Raw genomic sequence first — 23,879 nt, forward strand, 5'->3', positions numbered from 1 at the left:
ATTCAAAACACACGCTATCCCGTTTTCAGACAGTCTCCCCTATGTCGGCTGGGAGTCTGAACCGGTTCCACGCCCAGGCAGGCCGCAGACATGATATCCATCGTTTCAACACTTTTTTCATACTGTTTCCCCTTTTCTTTATGAGACCAGTTCTTACTGTCCGGCTGTCGCCATATTCAGCAGCTGCACCACGTCGGCGTTGGTCACCTGGCCGTCGCCGTTCAGGTCGCCAACCGCCAGATCCACCGCTTCTCCGGCCGTCACTTTATCCAACAGCTGGGCCACATCCGTATTGGTGATCTGGCCGTCGCCGTTGAGATCTCCCGGAAGGGTCTGGACAACGTCTCCCACCGTAACCGTACAGCGGGAGGGTACCACCGTCGAGCCCGTATAGGTCGCTCCGGCGGAGCCGCCATACCCCATGCAGGTATAGTCGCAGGTTCCGTTCACCTCGATGGTATAGATTCCATCTTCTTTAAAGGTCAGCTTGAACTGCCCGTTTTCATCGGTAACAGCCGTCAGGCCCTCAACCACCGCGCCGTTCTCGTCGTAGACGGTGACCGTCGCTCCCGACGGATAGGCCGTAGCCGCCAGCTCGTCGCTGCTGTTCATCAGGTTCAGCCCGTTGACCGTAAAGGTATATTCCGTATTGGCGTCCGCGCTGTATTCCCTGCTGTCAAACCAGGTATACAGATCGGAATAGTAGGTCAGGTCCTTATACAGGTAAATATCCAGCAGGTCCCCTTCCTCAATTTCCGTCATGGTTCCGAATACCCAGCTGTGGTTCAGGGTGTAGGACACATTGCCCGTGGTAACGCCCCAGAACTTGCTGATCCAGCCTGTGGCCGAATCCTGGTAGCCGTCGCTTCCGCCGGAATAATACTGGTCATGGAGGGCCGCGAAGGCGTCGCCCATGTTGTAGCCGCCCAGGCCGTCCCTGTCATAGACCTTCACCGGCGCGTAGGACAGCAGCGTGCCCTCGTCTCCCGTGACGAAAGCTCCTTCCTCGCTGTAGGAAACGTAGGCGATGATATAGTCGCCCTTATCGGTGGTGTCCTCTGTCACGGTGATATTGATCTTCACCGGCTGCAGGGTTTCCGCGCCATCGCTTCCGGTGTAGGAGATGGTGATCTCCGTATCGCCCACTTCCATCCTGCGCATGGGCGCGTAGCTGTAGGCGTCCGTAGCTTTCGTTGTTCCGTCCGCGTAGGTGGCTGTCACCACCATGCCTGCGGGGTTGAAGAGGTCGCCCTCCGTGTAAGCCACCTTGTCGGGCAGGGTCGTAACGGCAATGCTCGTCACCAGATTCAGCTTCACGGGCACCGAAGCCGTCAGGCCGTTGTAGGAAACGACCACCTCCGATACGCCCGCCGTAATGGTTTCCGGGCTGCAGGTGTAGCCGGTCACCTCTTTGGAGCTTCCGTCGCTGTAGACTGCCGTCACCACCATGCCGGTGGGGTCAAAGGCCTCGCCCGCGTTGTAGACGGTCTTGTCCGGCAGCTTCGTCACTTCCAGCTTCTCCAGCTTCACATCCTTTACGGTCACTTCTACGTCAAACGTCTTAGTCACCTCGCCCTTGGTGTAGCTGACGGTGACCTTCTGGCTTCCGGCCTCGGTAAAGGCCGCCGTGTCATAGGTAAAGCCCGTGACCTCCCTGGTGAGGCTGCCGTTGCTGCTCTTGTAGGTAGCGGTGACCGCCATGCCCGTGGGATCGAAGGTCTCGCCGATGTTGTATTCCGTCTTGGCGGGGGCCGTGGTCACCTCAATCGTTTCCAGGGTGCCCACCGGGATGGAAATATCCGGGAGCTGCCCCATGTAGGCCCGAGTACTGGGCGCCAGCCCCGACTGAGTGTAACCCGTACGGTGCGCTCCGTAATTTCCGCCGAAGCCCGCCACGCTGAACACGCCGCCGGAAAGAACGAAATACTCCTGATCGAAGTCCTCCGGAACCGCCAGGGCGTCGCCGAGTGTCACCGTCGGATTAGCATACTCCGACCCGTCATTGCCCTCTGTGATGAAGTTCTTCACGGTCTGCTTGGCAGTTGTGGAGCCAAAGAAGTAATATCCATAGGTTCCGCGTCCATTTCCGGCCTTCTGGCCCTCCAGGCCGCTGATCTCCGTATACACCACTCCGGCGTCGGTATTGTAGTATCTCATTCTCGTCACAGGATTGAAGATCGTGTCAAACACAACCGACACCTCTTCGCCCGGCGCGACCACCACATCCTCCAGAGACTGGCCGTTGACGGTGGCGGTGATCTGCTTCGCCGTAATCACCTGGTATTCGGCGGCTCCGTCCTTTTCCACCTTCACAAGATTGCGCCCGTTGGTCAGGGGAACCGTATAGCTGCCGTCTTCGTTGGCGGTAAGCGCCGTAAATCCGCTAAAGCTCAGCACGCCACCCTGAATCGCGGGATTCGCCACGGAAACGGTCACGCCCTCGGTGCCGGGGATAAAGGTATATTCCCCTTTCTCACCCAGGAAATAGATGGGATCCAGCTCCGAATCCAAGGCGTCGCCCGCGTCCTTGCTCCTGCCGTCATTCATTCCCTCATTGAGGGTCATGCCGGTGGTAATACCGCTGTCGCCCGCCCCCACGGAAACGACGAATACCCCGGTATCCTCCGGCCAGATGGAGCCAAAGAAGCCATTGGGATCATATCCCTCATAGGATACTTTGACCGCATCATGATAATTCAGCGTCATGGAGTCATAGGTCACCAGCACGACGGCCGTTCCCTCTCCCACCGCCTGAAGCAGCCCACCGTCGCTGACGGTAACCACGCTGTCGCTGGCATTGCCGTTCAAATCCACCACGGTGTAATGGTAATCGGGCTCAATCAGCCAATAAGCATCGGCAAGCACCCATGTCACGTTGCTGCCCCACCAGTTCCGGCGGGCATACACTTGGAAGGTATCGCCGCTCTCCAGCTTCAGGCTGCCTTGAGCGTTGATATTCAGGTAGAGGTCGCCCATGTTGGCGCCGCCGTTGGAGGTGTAATCCCGATCAACCGTCGTCTTGCTCTTCCCCTCCGGCTTCAGCATTTCCTCGCTGACAACAATGCGCTCGGTGCTGTTCAACGCAACGGTGCCTTTATAGGAGACGTACTCCGCCCCGCTCACCTCATAGAACATATCGCCTGTAATCTGCAGATGGAACCGGTAGTCCGCCGTTCCATCCTCCAGCTTCTCCATGGCGTCCCAGCTGTGCTGCTTGACAACGCCGTCGGAAAGATTCTCGCAGACGGCCACCTCCGCCCCCTGGGGAGCATTGATGGTGAAGCAGCCCACGGCCAGCTCCACGCCGAGGGAGAAGACGCCCGGTTCCGCGCTGACGGCAATATCCTGCTTCACATATGCCATGGCGTTATGCGCGGCAATACATGCCTCCGAAGGCATGACCGCGGTATAGTAGGAAAGGCTGCTGCCGTTGGCGCACACCAACGCCGGATAGCAGTTATAGCCCGACCCGTTGGCGTAAGGCTCGCCGAAGGTTACGGCTCCCGTCTTGTTTTCCAGCAGGACGGAAAAGTCCCCGGCTTCGGCCTTTTCCCCATCAAACTCATTGGTCAGGTATACCTCCGCCAGGCGCAGGTACACCTGGAAGGTCCGTCCGGACACACTGCCGACCTCGCTGTCCGGCACGGACAGGGCGCCGCCGCCCAGGCTCTTCCCGTCCGCGCTCTCCGCCCGGAAGGAATAGACGCCTTTCTGAAGGGAATAGGTATAAATATCATAATTCAGATTGGTTTCGGAATCCTTTTCCACCGCCGCAAGCTCTCCGGCCGCGTCGTAGGTGTCCCGTCCGTCCGCGTCAAAGCCCGCGGCGGGATACAGGTGAAGCCCGTCCTCGCCCACCGTGTTTTTCGGCACGTACAATTCGACCGTATAGGGGACCTCTTCTACAGTTACCTCGCAGGAGGCCTTCACGGTATTGCCCTTCGCGTCTGTAACGGCGGCGGTGATCACGGCGCTTCCCGTACTCTGAGCCGTTACAACTCCGTTCTCCACGGTGGCCACCCCGTCGTCCGAGCTGCTCCATTCAACGGTTACCGCAGCTGTAACCGGCGTATAATCCGCGGTCAGGGTCAGGCTCTCGCCCACCGGCAACTCCGCCGTCTCCTGGGACAGCTTCACCGCCGTCACCGCGTCGTCCTCGCTGGTGATGACGACCGGGCAGCTCCAGGCCGTCCCGTTCACATCTATGGTCAGGGTTCCCGTCCCCTTGGAAAGGCCATTTATTTTAATCTTGTCTACGATGTCCGTAGGATCCCAGGAATTGCTGCCAGCCTTCGTGATAATCTCCGTGGTAAAGACGCTCTCGTCGGAAGATTTTACCGTGACATTTTGCCTGCTGACGCTGAGGTTATAAGTCGAATTAACAGACGTATATTCGCGGCTTTCCCCTTCGGGAACGGACAGGTTCTTCTCCGCCAGCTTGGCGCCGGGGCCGCCCGACTGGAACGTCACAAGGGCTTCCGCAATGCGGCCGTCGCCCGCGTCCGCCGTATACCCTATGGTCATTTGAGAATAATACTGGGTAAACGTCACAAGGCCCGTGTTCTTGTTGATTACGCTGCTGCCAGTTGAAGTTGATAATTTTTCATCGCCGCCGGACCAAGTTACGCTTTTCACCGCCGGATTGCCGGAAGCGGAAAGCTGGAGTTCGGACGGTATCGTCTCCATGAAAATTGCGTCAAAGGTGTTTATGGACGTGCTGGCCGGGGTAATATCCAGCGTGCCCTTCAGCGTATAGGACGCCTGGGCGCTCTTGCCGTTGGACAGCTCCGCCGTAACCAGGATCTTCCCCGCATCGCTGGAGGGCCGCTTGGTGGCCGACGCCCGTACCGTCACCTGGGAATTTCCCGCGTTGACCGTTTTTGTCTCCTCGCCCAGCAGCTTGTCCTCATCCGCCGTTTCACCGTCATAAATTTTCAGCGTAATGGAGGTTGTCTCCGCCAGGGCTGCGTTGAAGGTCAGGGCCGTGTTCAGGAACCAGCTGTCGCCTTCGGAGGGAAGGGCGTACTGGGCCACCTCCATTTCGTTGATGGCATAGGGCTCAAATACCGCCCGGTAGCTGGTATCCGCCGTCAGCGTAACCTCCGCGGTGGCGCTGCCGTCTATGGCTTCCCAGTCCCCGCCGGCCACGGATTTCTCCCAGCGCACGAAACAGAACATGCTGTCGGGAACAGCAGTCAGGGTATGGCTCTCTCCCTCACCGCGGACCTGACTTATGGTGCCGCCCTCGCTCTGCTCCAGGGTGATCGCGTAGGCCATATCCGGTTTCTTTTCAAAGACCGGCGTAACGTGGAAAACCTGCTGGACCGTGCTGGTCTGTCCGCTGTAGGATACCCGATAATAGCCATCCGAATAATAGAGATTAAAGCACCAGCTGTCTCCGGGCAAATACTCCTTCCAGCCATTGTCGTCCGTAGGGGTAATTTTTACACTCTCTTCGTAGGAAGCAGTTCCGTCATAAAATTCATCTCTGATCTGCCAACCCCGAAAAGCATATTTGTCCGTATCCCAGCTTTCGCCTTTCAGCATGACTACAGACGAATAAAACATTCCGATGGTTGTATCCTTATAGGGCAGCGCTTTGGACGGAGCGGCAAATGTCATGGTAAGCCCCTCGTCCTCCGCAAATGTGCCGTCCTCCTGTCTGATCACCGGCTTGTCAACCACCATGCCCGGCTTTTCCGCGTTCACAGACTCGATTTTGGCCACAGCGGAATATACGGTCGTAGGCGTCATGCCCTCCGTCAGGCCATTGTTTGTAATTTTAACGCGGTAATACTTCGCTGTTCCCAGCGAAGGCTTTTCCGGAGCGTATGATGACATTAAAAGCACATTCTTAAACGCCGTAGGCGCGCCTTCAATAGCCGTGAATGTCTCGCCGTCATCTGAACTCTGCCACTCTAAGACCAGCGTATCCTTCGTATAGTTCGCCGTATTTTTTGTCAGCTTCACAGTCAACGCTGATACTTTTGTATCATCCGAATAATACGTTTTATCACTCAGATCCGAGCTAATTACCGGCGCAGGCGCGGCCGCGCTCTCCGTATCATCCGCCAGAGCCGCCGCCGGCAGCAGGGTAAGCATGAGAACAAACGCCAAAAGCGAAGCCAATATTCGTTTTATTTTCTTCATGTTCTTTCCTCTCTTTTTCTGTTTATTAAGGGTTCAAACACGCACAGTCCGGCGGCCCCCGCCAAGAAGGGAACCACCGTCCGCCATTTTTATTTTTTCTGATAATTTAAATTTCTCCCGCGGTCACCCAATCCAGCAGCAGCGCCACGTCGGCGTTGGTGAGCCTGCCGTCGCCGTTTAAGTCGCCCGCTTCCAGGTCTGTCGCTTCGCCTGCCGTCACTTCATCCAGTAGCAGCGCCACATCTGCGTTCGTCACTCGGCCGTCGCCGTTCAAATCCCCCTGGATGCGGCTGGAGGCGATGTCCACCCTGTAGGTCAGCGACGTATTGCCGCCGGCATCCTTCAGCACCAGGTACACGGCCAGCGCCTTCTGGGACAGCCCGGTCAGGGCTACGGTATTGGCGCCCTCGGCTATCTCCACCTTCTGGCCGTCTGCCATGATTTTCTCCGCGCCCGGCGCGGCCTCCGAGGCCTCCTGAACGAGCCAGTGCAGTTCTCCTGCCTTATTGGAGTTCAGGGTCAGGCTGGCGCTGGTGTCCGTGCGCTCGCTGACCGCGCCCTCATCCAGGGTGAGCAGCGGCAGCGCGTTCTGGGTATACAGAATGACAGTGTAGGTTCGGCTCTGGGTTCCGTCGGCGGAGGTCAGGGTCAGCCTGACCGTGGCCGTGGTCGGATTGGTCCGCTCCGCAAAGGGCACTCTGATATAGGTATCCCCTTTATAATTGACGGTGGCCGTAAGCTCGTCGCCCTCGGCCTTGCCGCTGACGCCGCTGCCCGCCGTCACCTTCAAGCTGTCTGTGTCGTTCAGATACTTAATCCAGATGTAACCCGTACTCTGGGCCGTATCAATTCCCGCGGCATAGGCCTCCGTCATGGGCGCGAACTCCGGACTCAGACTGTAGGTGGTGCCCATGCCCGCATTGGGGCTGCTAGTCGCATACAGGGTGGTAAGGGTCGGGCCGCTGTATACGGTGAAATTATAGACGCGCATTTCCTCCCCTTTTCGCAGCAGCACCTGAATTTCCGCGGTTCCGTCCGTGATCTCAATTTCCTGGGACTGGCCCTCCACGCCGTTCATCGCCACCGTTACGCCGTCGCTGGGCGTCAGCTCCAGCTTCAGGCTGGAGGTTCCCGCGTCAACGGTAATCGTGTGGTCGCTCTGGCTGCCGTCGAAGGCTGCCCCGCCATCCAGCACGGCGTTGCCGCCGACAGCGGTTATTTCTTTCAGATAAAGCGCCGAACGCCGAATCACAAACTGCCAGGCGGAATCATTTTTTATGTAGATATTCCCGTCGCTGTCCGCCACCGCGCTGGCAATACAATACTGCTCGTGGTTGGGCGTATAGAACGCACCCGTAGCGGAATCGGCCTCGGTCATGCCCGCCTTGTCCTTCACCATGTAAAGGGTACCGTGGGCGGAGTTGGTCAGGAAATAGACGTATACGTAGCCGTCCTCCTCCTCGTATCCGTTGACGATGAGGCCGGAGGTCTGGGGATAGCCGTCGGTGGGCACCACGTAAGCCGCGCTCATGGCTCCGGTTTCCGGATTGATGTCGCCCACCAGGATGCCGTAGCCCTCCACGCCGAAGTTCCCTCCGTTGGAAATGCCAATATATACCCGGTTGTTGTAGATGGCCGGGGTGCTGGTGCTGGCCCCGCCGAAATACAGCGGCTCAATCAGGTTTTCCATATCCAGCCGCCCATCCGCGGTCAGATTGTAGGAATACAGGTAGCCGGACTGGTTGGCCCAGTAAATTCGCCCATTATAATAGGAAATGTTGGACCGGGAGGTCTGTCCGGTGGCTACCGTCTGCACGGCGTCTCCGGTCTTTTTGTCGATGCAGCAGAGAGTTCCCCCGTTGGTTATTACGAACACGTAGTTTTCATTGCTCCACGCGCCGTCCCAGTAATAGGAACCCAGGGAACTGTTTCTCCAGATCGGCACCTTTTCCTCCGTCTGGCTGGAGGGGTCCTCGTCGGTAACCGAGATGCAGGCGAAGCCGCCTACGGTCGTGGAGGCGAAAAATCCCACATAGATGTAGCCGTCGTCATAACGGACGGAGCTTTCGCACCGGCCGCCCTGGGGATCCGTGTAAACCCACATTGATTCCAGGGTGGACGCGTTGAAGCACTGCACCTGGCCGCCGCTGAGCAGGACGAACAGCATGCCGTCCGCATAGGTGGGCGGCACCAAATTGAAGGCGGACGCCGACACGGTGGTGGCCGTCCGGATCGTCTCTCCGGTCTCCTTGTCCAGCATGTAAAGGGTCGTGCCGGTCAGGCCATAGATTTTATCATCCACAACGATCGGGGTCGTGCCGCTGGTGGGCGAGACATAATCGCCCATCTGGCGCTCCCACACCACCTCAATGGTCTCTTTGGAAATGGGTGTCTTGGAGTTCACCACGGACATATTGTCCAGGCCGCTGCGGAAGCCGGGATAATCGGCATCCAGCTGGGGCAGTTCTTCCGCCTCTGGGGCTTTTTCCAGGGTGAAGCTCCGCGTTTCCGAAGCCGACAGGGTCAGGCTTCCGCTCTGGCCGACGTAATCGCTTCTGGCCACCGTATAGTTGTATTCGGTGTCCGGGAAGAGCCGGAACGTCCCGTCCTCCTCCGGCCAGATGCGCGTCTCGTTCTTCGATCCCTGATAGAGGGCGAAGGAGGCGTCCTGGGGATTCGTCTGCACCGTCAGGGTCACGGAGGCCGTCTGGGTAATGGTCAGGGTGTATTCCACCGATTCCGCAGAGCCGTTGTCCGCCCGAATGACCATTTTATTTTCCCCCGGCTGCAGCTCCCACACGTAGGAGCCGTCCGCAGAGGCCGCGCCGTTGAACAGCACCTGGGAGCTGTCCGGGCTGACGGCTTCGATGGGATCCACCGCTTTCAGGTTCAGGCTGGTCACGCTGTCCAGCACCGTAGCGGTATATTCTGTCTTTGTGGAGCTGAACGTGGGCGACAGAGTTACGGCGCGCCCCTCCTGGCTGGTCACCTCCAGCGCGTCCAGACTCGCCTTCCGGTTCACATGCAGTACATAGGTCTGGGTCACTCCGTTCTTCTCCGCCACGATGGTCAGGTCGTTGCCCTTCCCGCCGACGGTCAGGAAATCCTCGTTAAACCATACATAGGTTCCGTTGGCCGTGCCCTCTACGGTGCTTTCCGTTCCCGAAATATTCGTGTACCGATAAGTCAGCTTCAAATCCGGATCCTTGGCGGTCGTCCCCGCCGGAATCCGTGCCACCAGCCGGAAGCTGGTGTCGTCGGCATCCCACACCGCGGTGGCTTCTTTGCTCGTATCAAAATACAGGGTGCCGTTGCTGTACATAATCGCAGACAGCAGATTGTCGTATTCCGCAATATCCGCCGACAGGATTTCCGAGGCGGTTCCGTCCGCCGCTTTCAGCAGCACGTAAATCTTCTGGGCCGCCTTGGTCAGCCCCGTCACCTTCAGCACGTTCTCCCCGGCTACCGCGTCGGCGCGGGTTCCGCCGCTCTCCAGCTTCGCCGCGTCGGGCGCATCCGCTCCGGCCTCCTGCACAAGGTAATAAATGCTTCCCGCACTGTCAGCCTGGACCGTCACCTCGGCAGAGTCCATCAGCCGCCCCGATACGCTGACCGCGGCTATGGCCGCCTGGGCTGCAGGGGTATTCTGGGACGCAGGGGTGTCTTGGGCCGCCGTCACTGTCAGCGCCGCGGGATTCAGGAGCAGGCTGCTTCCCTCTTCCGTGCTTCCGGCTGCCGTCAGATAATAGACGCCCTCCTCTGCCGGAGCCATCACCGTCGCCTGGCCGTTCTCATCGGCCGATGCGCCTTCGATCTCCGTCACGGCTCCCGTCTCCGGATCCACCCACGCGAATTTCGCTCCGGCCGCTGCCGAGGCGGAAGTCCGGAAATCCTCCGGAGCCTCGTAAACCGCTGCCTCGCTGTATCTGCTGCTCTGAGCCGTCACCACAAGTTCGAAGCCAGCCGGGACTTCTGTGTTGTCCAGTTCGAGCCAGCTCATGGCGTCGCTCCACGCCTCCGTGTCCGTATACGTGAAGAAATCCAGCACATCGCCGGTCTGTATCTGTGTATCTGCCTGGGCCGCGCCGTCATCGCCGTCCTCCGTCTGCCTCCCGGCATTGGGATACCCTCCGTTCAGCGCAAAGCACTCCGCCGCGGTCTCCATCCCGAACAGGCGTTTCACAGAGCCGTCCTCTCCGAGTTCCAGATAGGACGCGGCCGTCTCGTCCGAAAAATCCTCCCCGAAGGCCAGCTCATGAGCCTTCACCATGGCGTCCAGCACGGATACTCCGTCTGTGACCGGATCGTCATAGCCATAATCTTCCGCCAAATTTGACGACACGCTTACCGCACCGTCAAAGCCGTGGAGATATTTCCCGGCTGTCTGGGAACGAATCGTTACTTCTGCCGAAACGGCCTCCGACTCTGCCGCCGTTCCTGTCGGCGTTTCAGCCAACGGATCAGCCAGCGTTCCCGCCTCCGTATCGGCCAGAACGGATGACGGCAGCAGACCTACAGTCAGGAGCGCAGTCATCAGCAAGCTCAAAACTCTCTTCTTTTTCAATGTATTTCTCCTTTCTCACTTTACTGCCTTACCTATCAGGCCGAGAGTCTCCGCTCACTCCGCCAAGCCTGTCCAACGCCTCGCCGGTGTCCGCTCACCGGCGTTATCTGTCCTTTCTTTCTGTTCCTCCTTTCCTGCGCCGCCTCTCCATTGGAGCGGCTTTTGCTTATTGCTACACAGCGGCAAATATTCCTGCTGTTTCACTCCATGAAAGAACCGCTAAAACGTGGTCTCTATGAAACGCCCAGCGTTTCCATCGTCGCCTGCCAATCCCGCGCCGCCTGGCGCTTGCGCATCTGATCCGGATCATTTACCGGGGGCAGCCCTGCCGCCGTCATGACCTTTGTCCAGTTTCCGAACCGTTTCTTCAGGGCTTCTGCGTTCGGTACCTCCTTCTGAGTCGGCGAAAAACCGAGACGTTCTGCCCGCCTTATCACAACAGCCAGCATGACCTGATCCTCCCGATTCAGCGGATCCCCCACCCGCCAACGACTTTTCGTCCGCTTTTGCACTCTGCCTCCCGTTTTGTCCATTCTTCCCTTCGCCATTTTGTCCATAAATTGCCCCCTTCTCCCATCCCGGGTAAGAAAAAAATAAGAGCCGAAAGCCGATCAGACCCTAAAATGGGCCTGATCTCATCCCGACTCTTTTCCATTACGCATTTCTTTAACGAAAATAAGTCTCCGAGTATCCCCCCTTCAGATCCTTTTTCTCTCCGATCCCCGTCTCCTGTCTCATAGTTCCAACCTACTTGCCGCCCCTTCCCGTTTTACCGGTGGATGCTGCGGTGTTCGTCCTCATTACAGTAGGGAAATAACTGTGCCGGAATCTCACCGGACTTCCGCGGGGTGAACCTACACCCCTTTATAGGATCAGAGTACAGCTTCTGCTGCATGTTATATGTAATTTTTCTATTTGTTTATGCACAAAAAAGCCCCTCTACTGTCATACTGTAGAGAGGGCAATCTGCTGCTTACCGTATCCTGCCTACACTTTCCCCACAGTTGTGATGACTTCCACATCACTCCCTATGAGGCAGCAGGCATAGTGGGCTTCCACACGTCAAGATCCATCTCCTGCTTGGCTCCGGAAAACTGCCGGATTTCCTTTTCACGCTGTAAGCGGCTGCTTCACGATTTATATTATTCCTGTTCATGGTAGTCATTTCCGGGAATATTTTCTTCCCGGAAATTTTTGATGAAAATTCTGTGAACTAGGTATAGTTTAATGCCAGACATCTAAAATGTCAAGATATTTTATGTATAAAATCCTGACAGTCATTTTCCGGATTTTAGTTGTATTTTATTGAAATTGTATTTAATAAATAAGATAAGCGGAAAATTCCAGAATACTTGTAAAGCAAATCAAAGGCAACCAGTGCTGTTCTTAGTTGAAAAAAGCTACGCCGCAGATGCAGATGCGGCATTACTGGTTGGTTGCGCCGTCACAAAAATGGTCAAAAACGATTGCGGTGAAGGGAGACAGATTGCTATGAGAATCGGAGAAAATATTTACAAGAGAAAAGACGGCCGCTGGGAAGCCCGTACAGCTATCGGAAGAAAGAAAAACGGCAGATTGTCTTACCGTTCTTTTTATGGACGTACTTACCGGGAGGTGAAAAAGAAAAAGCTGGATTACGAAATGCAGAACCCCTATCCTGCTTTACTGGATCTATCCGGGGAAAATCCTTCTTTTCGTCTGCTTTGCGCCCTATGGTTTGCCGAAGGAAGACAGCGCTGGAAGCACAGCACATGTGTCCGTTATCAAAGCTGTCTGAACCGCTGGCTGATCCCAGCCTTCGGCTCCTGCCGTCTCAGCAACATTACACAAAACCGAATCACTCAGGCTTGGAAGAACTGGGCGAACAAAACTGGCACTTCTCAGATGAACCTGATCCTGGCAGTCCTTTCCGGACTTCAGAAATATGCCCGGAAGGCAGGGTACACAGGATTTTCCATCCAGAACCTTCATGCACACCGGAGGCAGAGCGAAATCACCATATTTACCGAAACAGAATCCGGCCATTTTGTAAAGGGTCTTTCCGGCATACTGAGGAACGAGCTTTCACAAGAGGAACGTGGTATGGCTTTAGGTTTCCTGCTGACCCGCTACACCGGCCTGCGGATCGGAGAATTATGCGCCGTCAGGAAAGCCGATTTTCGGATGGATGAGCAGTATCTCGTTGTGTCTCATACGCTTCAGCGCCTCCCTGTGGAAGAAAGGCCGCGGCTTCTGAAAACAACGAGGGTGGAAAAAGGTTCAGAAGAAAGCCAGCCGTCAGAGCGGTTGACGGTAGTTGGAAAAAATAATCTGTCAGAAGGAAAGAAAACAGCCCTGCTCCTAACTGTTCCAAAGAACGGAAAGACACGGGCCGTTCCTCTCCATCCTGCCCTGCTCCCCCTCCTGGAGACTTGGCTGTCACAGCTTCAGGACGGGGATTTTTTGCTAACCGGCACCAGATACCCTGTAGAACCGCGTACCTGCAGCAACCGTTTTAAAAGATTTCTGAAGGATTGTGGACTACGGGATACCCATTTTCATACCCTGCGTCATACATTTGCCACAGAATGTGTAGAATCCGGCGTGAACCTGAAAGTGTTAAGCGAAATTCTCGGCCATTCAAGCATCCAGATCACGGCGTCGCGCTATATCCATTTGTCCATGCGCTACAAAAAACAGCAGATCAGTTTCCTGGCTTTTCCCGGCTATGCGCCGTCGGACGACCCGTCTGAGAACGTGAAAACCGCCTGAATTTCCCGGAAAAGACGTGGCGCTTCCGGGAAGAAAATATTCCCGGAATTTTTTGTATCAGAAAACAGCCTGCCTGGATTTATCCTCCATGCCGGCTGTTTTGCTGTTATTTTATAGATTTGTATATTTGAGTTGCCAGTGATGACAAAAACTCGGTACAAACTGGAGCTGTTGACAAACTCTTTTCTCCATACCTCTATTATGGTAAAATAGAAAAAAGTCTGCAAATAAAAAGTCAAGCAGAAATTTGAGAACTTTGAAAAATTTATACAGGTTGAATTAAAAGTACAAAAACCAGACCACCGCAGGACGTTGGTCTGACAAAGATATGAAAGCTGGGCTTAGTTTTCTCCCGTTTCGGGCAGTGATGCGAAGTATTCCCGTACCCGTCCGTAATAAATACGGAGAAACTTGTTTGCGCCGGCAGTCATGTAGACGTAGTAAGGCTTGCCCTGAGCACGTTTTTTATCCATAAAGACGTAAACGGGGTCGTCAATGGGCGAACGCTTGATTAGCCCGTCCATGATCTGAAAGAGCGTCCTTCGCAAATGGGGAGAACCTTTCTTTGAGGTACGCACGCTCTTCTGGACGTGTTTGCCGGAATCGTTCTTTCCGGGATCGACGCCCGCAAAGGCTGTTAGGGCTTCCCGGTGCGTGAAACGCGTCACGTCCCCGATCTCAGCCATAAGCTGCGGACCAAGGGTAGAGCCGACGCCGTTCATTGCCATGACAACGGGATATTCCGGTAGAGCAGAAGCGGTTTCGTCCATCTTTATCCGAAGGTTTTCCACGGTTTCGGAAGCGGTGTTTAGCATGGCGACAGCCTGCCGGATGAGCATTTTCGTGTTGTCATCTTTCGGGAACACGGCAATGAGGTCGCAGGAAGCCTCGTAGACTTTCTCCGCTTTCTCCGCACTGAAATTGTAACCCTTGTGCTTGCACCATTTCCGATAGTGCTCCGTAAAGGCGGAAAGGGATTTTCCCCGGACACAGTCCACATGCCAGTAGGTGTAAACAAAATCCACCCATTTCTGGCTGCCGTCGCTGCGGGCGGGACTGTCAAAGAGGTCGTTCGCGCCCGGGTAAGACTGGTCGAGCAGTGCAATGAGGTTGTTCTTCATGGCAGTTTTCTGTGCCATAAAGAAGCTGAACTGCCGGTTCATTGTTTTGAGTTGGTTGCGTGTTTTATCCATGCTTCCATATTGCTTCAGTTTTGCCCATCGGTCAAGAGTATATCGTGCGATTTTTTTGGAATCCGCCTTGTCCGTCTTGGGAGAGCGGAGGGAATCATCAGCGAAATCCCTGATGAGGACAGGATTTACGGCACTGACAAAGATGCCGGCGTCGGAAAGCCAGGCGGCAAGCGGCTCGTAGTATCTGCCCGTGTGTTCCATGCAGGCTTTTGTCTCGCCGTCAAGGCTTTGGATTTGTTTGATTAATTCATTGATGGCGGACTTGGTGTGTGGGATGTCGCGGGGCGGCATGAGGACCACATCGCCTGGTCTGCGGATCGTAACGGTGCTTTTGCCTTTGGAAACATCAATACCAACAGCGTTCATAATGGATACTCCTTTGTAAATGGATTAGCAATGGTCAATACCAGTTTTCCCATTGCCTATTCAATCTACTGGGTGTTTCACACGAACGTCTCATGGTTCAACCTGCGTAAAACGAATGCTGCGAATGAGGGGGCTGGTTGGCTGACTTTTCTACGGACGTAAAGTCCTGAAAGGAAGGAGGCCAGACCTATTGCCATACTCATTCTAACAGCTTAAGCAACAAGATGGATAATTCCTTACTGGCTGTAAGGGGTATTAACCATAAATATATTGTAGTAGTAAGGAGGGTTCACTTATGATGACACGAACAGAAAACAAACAGATTCGATTCCATATGGTTACCATCGAAGACCTCGTACCACAAGACCATTTTTTACGGAAACTCGATCAGCTTGTGGACTTTTCTTTTATCTATAAAGAAACTGAGAACTATTACTGCCATCATAATGGACGCCCGTCTATTGACCCGGTGATTCTGATCAAGTATCTCCTGGTCGGCTTTCTGTTTGGCATTAATTCGGAACGGAAAATCGAACAGGAAATACAAGTAAATATGGCATACCGCTGGTTTTTAGGTCTGGATCTGGAGGAACGTGTTCCGGACCATTCTACCATATCCCAAAACAGGCGCAGGCGTTTCCATGGGACGGACCTGTTTCGGCGCTTGTTTGAGCAGATTGTTTTGCAATGTATAGAAAAGGGCCTGGTGGATGGAAAAACCATCCTGACCGATTCGACGCATGTAAAGGCAAACGCTTCCCCGAGAAAAAACATAAAAATCACGGCAGAAAAAGAAACCAGCGTTTACATGAACCTCCTGGATCTCCATGAGGCAGAGGAACGGCGGCGGTTAGAGAATGCCGGCGCGATCAGGCCTCAACGAAAAAGCCACAATCAAAAAAAAACAAGTAAGAGAGAAAACCGTCAATCAGACAGATCCGGATGCTGGAATTCTGAAACGACCGGGCAAACCAGAGGGGCCGCATTATTTGAGTCACCAGAGTGTGGATAGCAGACATGGAATTATCGTGGATGTGGAAGTAACTCCAGGAAACGTGAATGATTCCCATCCATATCTGGAGCGGATAGAGTATATGCGGAACCATCTGGGACTGCCAATAGAAGCAGCGGGCGCAGATAAGGCATATGGGAAGAGCCTGATCTGCCGGAGGCTTCAGGAAATGGGAATCCGTTTGTATACACCCAGAGTAGCCAGCGGCATCCACTATCAGGCAGAGTTCACCCGTAAAGAATTCCAATATGAGGAGGAAACGGACAGCTTTGTTTGTCCTGGCGGAAAACATCTGTTATTGAGAAGTCTGGAGAGGGAGGAGTACAATATTTGCCGTGTATACCGTGCGGACAAAGAAGATTGCCAAAGCTGTGCCATGTCCAGCCGGTGTTTAAGCGCCCAAGCGCAGAAGCGAACCCTACGGGTAAATATCTTTGAAGAAGCAGTAAAAAAGTGCCGTGAAAGGGAAGGGACAGCGATGCATACCCATATCCTGAACATGCGGCAAATATGGTGCGAGGGAAGTTTTGCGGCGCAAAAGGCGCGGCACAATTTAAGAAGCCTGTACAGACGGGGACAAGAGGCAGCGGAAGCCCACTGCCTCTTGTCAGCTATGGCATTAAACATGAAACGGATGGTAAAATGTTTGGGATAACACCGTGGAGGTGTTTTTTTACGCTTTACCAGCTCAACTATATCTCGAGATCATTACAGAAAAAGAATTTGTGGGGTTTGTCAACAGCTCCAAACTGGCTTATAGAAAGTTTTTGCTATCATCAGACATATGGCATTTCCCATTCATTAAGGATTCAGCAGCGTTACTTATGGAAATCCAAAATGTATGACTGAATAGAATTATTTCAGAAGATAAACTTCCGCGTAATTCACTCCCAGCGCGTTGGCCCTGTCGTGGTCGTTCACGTAAATATCAATGCGGTTCCCCTTGATGGCCCCGCCGCAGTCCTCGGCCGTGAAGATATGGCCGTTGATGATCACCTGGGTTCCGTAGGGGATCACCGTCGGATCCACCGCAATGGTCCGGCCCTCTACCACCGGCGTTCCGGTGGCCGTGATTCCCGTTTCCACGTCGCAGCAGATTTCACAGGCGCAGTAATAGGTCAGCTTAAACTCTCCCAGATTCGTCCCATACATGGCCGGCTCCGCGTTGACCTCCGCGATGTCGCCGCTTCCGTAGGCGTAGACCGTATCCTCCAGGATCCGGGTGGCCCATACGGCGTGGGCGGTGTCCAGCGTCCCTCTGACGATTCCCACGTTGGTGCTCATGGCCTCGATGGTCTGGCCGTCCCCGGCGTAAATCACCACATGGTAGACCACTCCGTTTCTGGCGTAGAAAATCAGATCGCCAGGCTGGGCGTCCTCCACCGGAATCTGGGTTCCGTACTGGGACTGCTCCCCGGAGGTTCTGGGCAGCTCATAGCCGTACTGACGGAAAATGCTCTGAACGAAGCCGGAGCAGTCGGCCCCCTCCGTCAAACTGGTTCCTCCCCATACATAGGGATTTCCGATGAACTGGGCGGCGAAGTCCAGCAGGGACTGCCGCAGCTCGCCTCCGGGCACCCCGGATTTGATGGAGGTCAGCGTATAATAGATCGCCTCGTTTTCCTCCGGCTCGATCAGCTGCTCCGCCAGGCCAAAGGACTCCTCGCCCTTTTCCTCCACGGCCCGGTCCGTCTCCTCGCCGAAATCAATATATTCGCTCTTTACAAAGCCCCGCACATCCCCGGACTCGATATAAATCCATTCCTGGTCCTGATCTGCCAGGATATAGCACAGAGCCCCCTGGGAAAGGGTTCCCACAATCCGGCTGTCCGTACCCTGTCCTTCCCGGATGTTCAGCTTTGTCGCATTGCAGAGGGCATATTTCTTGTCAATGACCGTCTGGTTCACCGTGGCCCGGAGCCAAGTAAAGGCTTCGTTTTCCTGCCAGGGCACCAGTTCTGCGGCTTCCGCCGCCACCGTCCCGATTCCGGTATATTCCGTCCCTGCTTCCTCAGCCAGGGCCTTCGCTGTATTCTGATACTGCTCCAGAAGGCTCTGGGCCTCGTCGCCGGTCATCACCTGCTCTGCCTTCACAAAGCCTCTGACCCGGCCGGATTCCACATACAGCCAGCCCGTCTCCTGATCCTCCTTGAGGACGTAGCAGACGCCGTTCTGGGCCAGGCTTCCAATACTCCTGGATTCCTGATCCATCTCTTCCTTGATCTCCAGGTCCTCGACCGCAAAGGCGTACTTCCGGGCTACGGTCCAGAACCGGAAATCCTCCACGATGACCGGCAGCTCGATGATCTGCTGGGCCGCGATCAGCTGCTCATTGGTGGAAGTGGAGGCCCCCGGCGTCTGCTCCGGCTCCGGCGTAACCGCCGGCGTCTCTGTTCCTTCCCCAGGCTGCTCTCCCGGTGTCTCCGTTCCTTCCCCAGGCTGCTCTCCCGGCGTCTCCGTTCCTTCCCCGGTTTCCTCGGACGGCTCTTCCCGGAGCTGGGGCGTACCGTCTCCGTTCAGGATCACGCAGCCGTTTTCATCCAGCACATACTGCCAGCCCTCCGGCAGCACATAGCCGGTCCTCTGCTCATAAGCCTCCGGCGTCTCAGACAGGCATTCCGTATCGGACGCCTCCTGCCCTCCTGCCGAAGCGCCTGCCTCTGTTCCCGCCTGCGCTGCGCCGCCCTCTGCTGCCAGCACCGGCGCAGGCGCCGCCATGCAAAAAGCCAGCACCGGTATCAGTAATTTCCTTAATTCCTTCCGTTTCATTGTCTGTCCTGCCTTTCCTCTTGTTTGCGTTTTATCCCTTCATCTGTTTTCCCGGGCCGCCGGACGTTTCTTTTTCAGCAGCCCGTCCACGTCTTCCAGCAGACAGGTCCAGTTCGTGAACCGAACCGGGCCGTCGGACGGCTTCTCCGCGCTGTCCGCAGTTCCGCAGATGAAACAGTCCGGCTCCGACATGGTGTCCAGATTTACCGGACGCCTGCCCTGGGGACAGGTATATGCGAACCAGGCATATTTTCCTTCCCTCTCAAATACAGCGGATATTCTGTAAGCTCCGACCGTATAACGGACCAGCTTCATCCCGTACTCCTTCCCTTCCTTCCGCAGAGTTTTTTTCATATCGTCGGCAAATTTCAGGAAACCCTTCGAAACAATTTTTCCTGCCCTGATTCCTGCAATGATTACTCCATGGTATTTTTCAAAGAACCGTTCCATTTTTCTTTCTTCTTTCCTTATACATTCCTGCCGGCTCCACTTCCCACAGTTTTGCGGTATTTCTCAAAAAACATCGCCAAGTCCCGGATTTGTCAGGCAGCAGAGCAGAGCCTTTTTCAGCCTTTCCTGTCCTCCTACGGCCGTAAAGGGATAATATACGATTTCTGTTTTCTGCATAAAAAAACTCCCTCTCTGGGGAGATGCGTCATCATGTGGGGAAATATCTTCGACGCCCGGCGCACTGCCAAGCGGAAAAGCCTGACCATCATATTTTTTGCGGAGGAAAATGATGTGGCTCAGAACAGCCCACCTGACATCGAAGTATCTCGCCCTGCCGTTTAAACGATGTATAAATTCCGTTCAAAGGTTCCCGGCGGAGCAAGCTACGCTCTCAATCAGGTTTCCATATCTATCTATAGACGGAAGACTTTACCTGGAATCTTCAACCTTATACGCAACAAGCAGGTTTCCTGGCTCTCAGATCGTCACGCAGCGCTCCTTCTCATATGATTTTCATACAATGGATTCTTACGCCTTGCTCCCTGATTACAGTGACCGGCTCGCCTGGGACTTACACCCAATTCCCTTTTCACCGGCGCGCTTTTCGCGCGCAGATGCACTTGTTACGCCGATATGGAACTTATACACAAGCTCATCATACTCTCAGCAGATAGAATTGTCAATCAAAAATTATTTTCGTCATAATCCGAAGAAAATACCTCTTCTTTATAGTTTCTGCAGAGCATCACTAATCGCTGTAATCCAAAAATGCGCAACAATTAGGAAACAGACCAAACTTGGCAAAAGCCACAAAAATCTCACCCATTTATTTTGGCATTTTATTAACGAAAATGCCAAAAGATTTGCAATTACCAGCGGCAAAAGCCCAAGTGTCAAAACAAAACCTGACGCTTCGTATTCTCGCATGGGGAGCATTGCTTCTGAGTTACCAATTGTTGTATCATGCATCAGATATGGTAGCGCATAATATCCGAGACATATAACCCCTATAATATTTATTCCGATAATTATTTTCTTTTTAAAACTCAATTTCATAGCCTCTATACTCATCATTATGGAAAACATCAATTATGATCCAGACTGCACCAGGATCACTGACAAGAGTTCAGGCAGCAGCGCAGAATCGATACCACCGGCAGACTGATACCTGATGATTGGGTTGTTACTTTTATTGCTCTTCTCTCTAGCACAAAGGGACCCATCAATCTGATCTCAGGGTGCCCGTGCAAAGAAAGGATATGGTTTTATACCACATTTTGTATACCATGATAATAGTTATCTTACAACTATTTTTTCTATTTTTCAATACGTTTCCTAATTTATATCTCATCGTGTTTTTATGGGACTTCCACATCATTCCAGTACCGCCAATTCCAAGCCATGGTGAACGGGATTACGGTACAGCTGGGTATTCAGGCCGTACGCCTGCCGCATATGCTCCGGGCTCATGACCTCCCCGGCCGTTCCCTGTGCTAGAAGCTCCCCCTCATGCAGCAGAAAGAACGTGTCGCAGTACCGCAGGGCGATGTTCAGATCGTGAACCGCAGCCAGCACCGTTTTTCCCTCACAAGCAAGCCTTTGGCCGAACTGGAACAGCTGCCTCTGGTAGCGCAGGTCCAGATTGGCCGTGGGCTCATCCAGCAGTACCACCCGGCTGTCCTGGGCCAGCGTCTTTGCAAAAAGAACCCGTTGCCGTTCCCCGCCCGAAATTCGCGTGACTAAGACATCGGCGAACTCCAGCACACCCGTATCCCTCATGGCCTGCACCACAATCCGCTCATCTCCCTTCTCTCCCCAAAAGCCCTTTTTCCAGTAGGGATAGCGTCCGAACTCTACCACCTGGCGGCAGGTAAAGTCAAATTCCAGATTGGTATTCTGATTCATTAGCGACACCAGCCGCGCCACTTCCTTTTCCGTACAATCCCGGATATTTCTGCCCCAGACGCGCACCTCCCCAGAGCAAGCGTGAATCCCGTTGATACATTTCAGAAGGGTTGTTTTGCCCGCGCCGTTCGCCCCCAGCACCCCGGCAAAGCAGCCCCGGTCGGCAGACAGGGAAATATCCTTCAGAATCGTGCGGCCGCCGGCCTGAAAGGTAATGTGTTTTAATTCGACTCCCGGTTCCATCAACGTGCCTGCTCCTTTCTGCTGCGATAGATGAGATAGAGAAAATACGGCGCTCCGATCACCGCCGTGAGGATACCCACCGCGATTTCCGCCGGAACCGCGATAGTCCTGGCCAGCAGGTCGCAGAACGTCAGGAACACCGCGCCGCCCATGGCGCTGGCGGGGATCAGATAGCGGTTGTCCGCCCCTATCAGAAGGCGGATGATGTGCGGGATGACAAGCCCCACAAACTGGATACCGCCGCTGACACAGACCGCCATGGCTGTGATCAGGCTGGTCACAAAGAGGAACTGTTTCCGGCTCCGGTAGGGGTTTAGCCCCACCGACTGGGCCTCTTCCTCTCCAAGCATCAGGATATTCAGCTTCCGTGCGTGCCAGAAAAGCCAGGTTGTGCCCAGCAGAATCGGCAGAACCACCAGCTTCACATGTTCCCATCGGGTGGAGGACAGGCTTCCCATGGACCAGTATAGGTATTCCTTCATCTGTCCCTCTTCCATATAACTCAGGATCAGCGAAACCATGGCGCGCAAAAAGGTGCTGACGGCGATTCCCGCCAGCACCAGCGTGAGGACGGAAACCTTTCCCTTCCTCGATGAAAAGCTGAACACCCCGAAGGCCGTCAACAGCGCGCCCGCCACCGCCATCAGCGGCATGGCCAGAAAGGTGGCCGCCGAAAGCCCTGTGGCAATGGCCAGAATAGCTCCCAGGCTGGCTCCGCTGGTAATACCCAGCACACCCGTATCCGCCATAGGGTTTTTGTACACGCCCTGGATGACCGCGCCGGATACGGCGAAACCCATGCCGGTCAGCATGCTCAGCAGCACCCGTGGAAAACGGATGTTGAAGAGAATGTTGGTTCGCGCCTCCGAGACCGGAAATTCTGCCCCGAACAGCTCATTGGCCAGAATTTTCCCTGTTTCCTCCAGAGGCATGGCCACCGAACCGATGACCAGCCCCAGGATGAATATGACGGCCAGCGCAAAGCCCAAAACGATAAATACGCGCTTTTTTCTCATATGCCAGGCCTTCCCTTATTATTTATAGAGATCCGGATAGCAACTCTCTGCGATAAACTCCAGCCCGTCCACCGCGAACTGGGAAACGTTCGTGATGGAGTTGTCCGTGGAGGCGTAAATTCTTCCGTTCTTCACCGCATCTACCGTCTGCAGGCTTTCGTCGCTTTTCAGGGTTTCCACAAAGGCCTGGAACTCCTCGTCCGTATCGGAAGCCCACTCCACCAGAATGATGACCTCCGGATTCATTTCCACGATCTGTTCCTTGGAAATCTTCGCCGTTCCCTCCAGTCCGGCCTCAGACGACACATTGACCGCTCCCGCCGTCGTCACCATATCGTCGAAAATCGTTCCCAGGGCATTGCTGCTCTCGTGCATGTTGTAAGCCATAACCCGGACCTTATCCTCTTCCGCGATCCCGTCCGCCACGGTCTCCACCGCCTGAATCCGTTCCTCCATATCCTGAACCAGAGCCTCTGTCTTTTCATCATCGCCCAGCAGGTAGCCCAGATCCTTCACAATCTGCACCTGCTCCTCCAGGGTTTTCGGCGTCGTATAGCCGTAGAAGGGGATGCCGCTATCCGCAATCTGCGCCTTCAGGTCCTCGTCCACCCAACTGGAACCAATGATAAAATCCGGCTCCAGGTCCATCAGAATCTCCGCGTTTTCGTTGATTCTGGGAATATCCTCATAAACCGAAGCATCGGCCGCCAGATAGGCGCAGCCGTTGTCCAGGCCCGACAGGCCCGCAATAAATTCCGCGTCCGTCAGCCCCAGCAGCATTTCATCCGTGCCGAACACTAGGGACGCCACCCGCTCCGGACGGCTCTCCAGTATAACTGTCGTATCCTCGGATACCTGAAGCTCCCGGGGATAGGACGCCTCTGCCGTCTCCCCGGAGGAGCCGGACGAGGCGGCTGAATCCGCGGCGCTGTCCTCCCCCGACGACGCACTCACAGAAGCCGACTCCGATGATGTGCCGGAAGAATCCGCAGCCTCCGTCCCGGAGGATGTGACCGCCGAGCCGGAGCTGGACGCATCGCCCCCTCCGCCGCATCCGGCCATCAGTCCCGCTCCCAGAGACAGCGCCGCCATTACCGCCAACATTCTTGTTTTCATTCGACTCATGATTTTTTCCTCCTGTCCTTCCATAAAGATGCTTCTGGCTCTGTGTCTGCCCAAATAAAAAGAACCCCCATTGCATACAATGGCGATTCACAGTTTTCCAACTCAGGCCACTCTTTTTCCCACCAAAAAGCAATGTTTTTTCTCGCAAGGCAGGTCTCCTGGCTGAAATCGTCATCTGCTCCGCCTTCCCAGGAACGAATCCCAGTGGCGTCTTGGAACAGATATAATTATCACAGTAAAGCGGGCTGCCGCAGATTCTCACTGCATTCCCTTTTCAACACAGCATAGCTGTGTACCCTGCAAGTTGTCCCTATTCTGTTTTACTTTCGAAAGTA

General features: G+C 54.7%; 14 protein-coding genes and 3 riboswitches. Of the genes, 4 read left to right on the plus strand and 10 right to left on the minus strand.

Annotated elements, in window-relative coordinates:
- Positions 1-153: 153 nt before the first annotated feature.
- The 3 genes from H9Q79_RS13295 to H9Q79_RS13305 all read right to left on the minus strand — a co-directional run bounded on the left by H9Q79_RS13295 (position 154) and on the right by H9Q79_RS13305 (position 11,271).
- Positions 154-6,150 (minus strand): bacterial Ig-like domain-containing protein, encoded by a 5,997-nt coding sequence (locus H9Q79_RS13295; protein ID WP_249328495.1) that lies wholly within the window; start codon positions 6,148-6,150, stop codon positions 154-156.
- A 106-nt stretch (positions 6,151-6,256) separates the two neighbouring features.
- Positions 6,257-10,714, minus strand: coding sequence for a cadherin-like beta sandwich domain-containing protein (locus tag H9Q79_RS13300; RefSeq protein ID WP_249328496.1), 4,458 nt, complete (start codon positions 10,712-10,714; stop codon positions 6,257-6,259).
- 233 nt (positions 10,715-10,947) lie between these two features.
- Positions 10,948-11,271 carry a homing endonuclease associated repeat-containing protein gene (locus H9Q79_RS13305; RefSeq protein ID WP_118646585.1) on the minus strand — a complete coding sequence of 108 codons (324 nt, stop codon included), beginning with the start codon at positions 11,269-11,271 and terminating at the stop codon, positions 10,948-10,950.
- A gap of 149 nt (positions 11,272-11,420) precedes the next feature.
- A riboswitch (cobalamin riboswitch) is annotated at positions 11,421-11,600 on the minus strand.
- A 605-nt stretch (positions 11,601-12,205) separates the two neighbouring features.
- On the opposite strand from H9Q79_RS13305, the gene H9Q79_RS13310 reads away from it, so the two are divergent.
- Positions 12,206-13,465 carry a tyrosine-type recombinase/integrase gene (locus H9Q79_RS13310; protein ID WP_249328497.1) on the plus strand — a complete coding sequence of 420 codons (1,260 nt, stop codon included), beginning with the start codon at positions 12,206-12,208 and terminating at the stop codon, positions 13,463-13,465.
- A gap of 341 nt (positions 13,466-13,806) precedes the next feature.
- On the opposite strand, the gene H9Q79_RS13315 is transcribed toward H9Q79_RS13310, so the two are convergent.
- The gene (locus tag H9Q79_RS13315; protein ID WP_118648864.1) at positions 13,807-15,024 is read right to left on the minus strand and encodes an IS110 family RNA-guided transposase; all 1,218 of its coding nucleotides are present in this window, start codon (positions 15,022-15,024) and stop codon (positions 13,807-13,809) included.
- A 295-nt stretch (positions 15,025-15,319) separates the two neighbouring features.
- Here H9Q79_RS13315 and H9Q79_RS13320 point away from each other — a divergent pair, with 295 nt between their 5' ends.
- Positions 15,320-16,036 (plus strand): transposase, encoded by a 717-nt coding sequence (locus H9Q79_RS13320; RefSeq protein WP_249328498.1) that lies wholly within the window; start codon positions 15,320-15,322, stop codon positions 16,034-16,036.
- Complete coding sequence (locus tag H9Q79_RS13325; protein ID WP_249328499.1) at positions 16,014-16,691, plus strand: transposase; 678 nt, start codon at positions 16,014-16,016, stop codon at positions 16,689-16,691. Before H9Q79_RS13320 ends, H9Q79_RS13325 begins: the two co-directional genes overlap by 23 nt.
- A 200-nt stretch (positions 16,692-16,891) precedes the next feature.
- Here the strand turns inward: H9Q79_RS13325 and H9Q79_RS13330 are convergent, their stop codons facing one another.
- Both H9Q79_RS13330 and H9Q79_RS13335 read right to left on the minus strand, forming a co-directional pair.
- Positions 16,892-18,805 (minus strand): NlpC/P60 family protein, encoded by a 1,914-nt coding sequence (locus tag H9Q79_RS13330; RefSeq protein WP_249328500.1) that lies wholly within the window; start codon positions 18,803-18,805, stop codon positions 16,892-16,894.
- Between the two features lie 39 nt (positions 18,806-18,844).
- Positions 18,845-19,255 carry a hypothetical protein gene (locus H9Q79_RS13335; RefSeq protein WP_118648174.1) on the minus strand — a complete coding sequence of 137 codons (411 nt, stop codon included), beginning with the start codon at positions 19,253-19,255 and terminating at the stop codon, positions 18,845-18,847.
- Between the two features lie 210 nt (positions 19,256-19,465).
- On the opposite strand from H9Q79_RS13335, the gene H9Q79_RS18295 reads away from it, so the two are divergent.
- A complete protein-coding gene (locus H9Q79_RS18295; RefSeq protein WP_283245082.1) occupies positions 19,466-19,597 on the plus strand; it encodes a hypothetical protein in 132 nt (43 codons plus the stop codon).
- Between the two features lie 101 nt (positions 19,598-19,698).
- Positions 19,699-19,894, minus strand: a riboswitch (cobalamin riboswitch).
- Between the two features lie 87 nt (positions 19,895-19,981).
- Here H9Q79_RS18295 and H9Q79_RS13340 read toward each other — a convergent pair.
- The 4 genes from H9Q79_RS13340 to H9Q79_RS13355 all read right to left on the minus strand — a co-directional run bounded on the left by H9Q79_RS13340 (position 19,982) and on the right by H9Q79_RS13355 (position 23,544).
- Positions 19,982-20,305, minus strand: coding sequence for a hypothetical protein (locus H9Q79_RS13340; RefSeq protein ID WP_147371511.1), 324 nt, complete (start codon positions 20,303-20,305; stop codon positions 19,982-19,984).
- Positions 20,306-20,629: 324 nt separating this feature from the next.
- Positions 20,630-21,403: an ABC transporter ATP-binding protein gene (locus tag H9Q79_RS13345; RefSeq protein ID WP_249328501.1), complete on the minus strand. Its 774-nt coding sequence runs from the start codon at positions 21,401-21,403 to the stop codon at positions 20,630-20,632.
- Positions 21,403-22,419, minus strand: a complete 1,017-nt coding sequence (locus H9Q79_RS13350; RefSeq protein WP_118648182.1) for a FecCD family ABC transporter permease — start codon at positions 22,417-22,419, stop codon at positions 21,403-21,405. Before H9Q79_RS13350 ends, H9Q79_RS13345 begins: the two co-directional genes overlap by 1 nt.
- Positions 22,420-22,437: 18 nt before the next feature.
- The gene (locus H9Q79_RS13355; protein WP_249328502.1) at positions 22,438-23,544 is read right to left on the minus strand and encodes an ABC transporter substrate-binding protein; all 1,107 of its coding nucleotides are present in this window, start codon (positions 23,542-23,544) and stop codon (positions 22,438-22,440) included.
- A 131-nt stretch (positions 23,545-23,675) separates the two neighbouring features.
- Positions 23,676-23,859, minus strand: a riboswitch (cobalamin riboswitch).
- Between the last annotated feature and the right edge of the window lie 20 nt (positions 23,860-23,879).

The sequence above is a fragment of the Wansuia hejianensis genome (genome assembly GCF_014337215.1).
Lineage (GTDB): Bacteria > Bacillota > Clostridia > Lachnospirales > Lachnospiraceae > Scatomonas > Scatomonas hejianensis.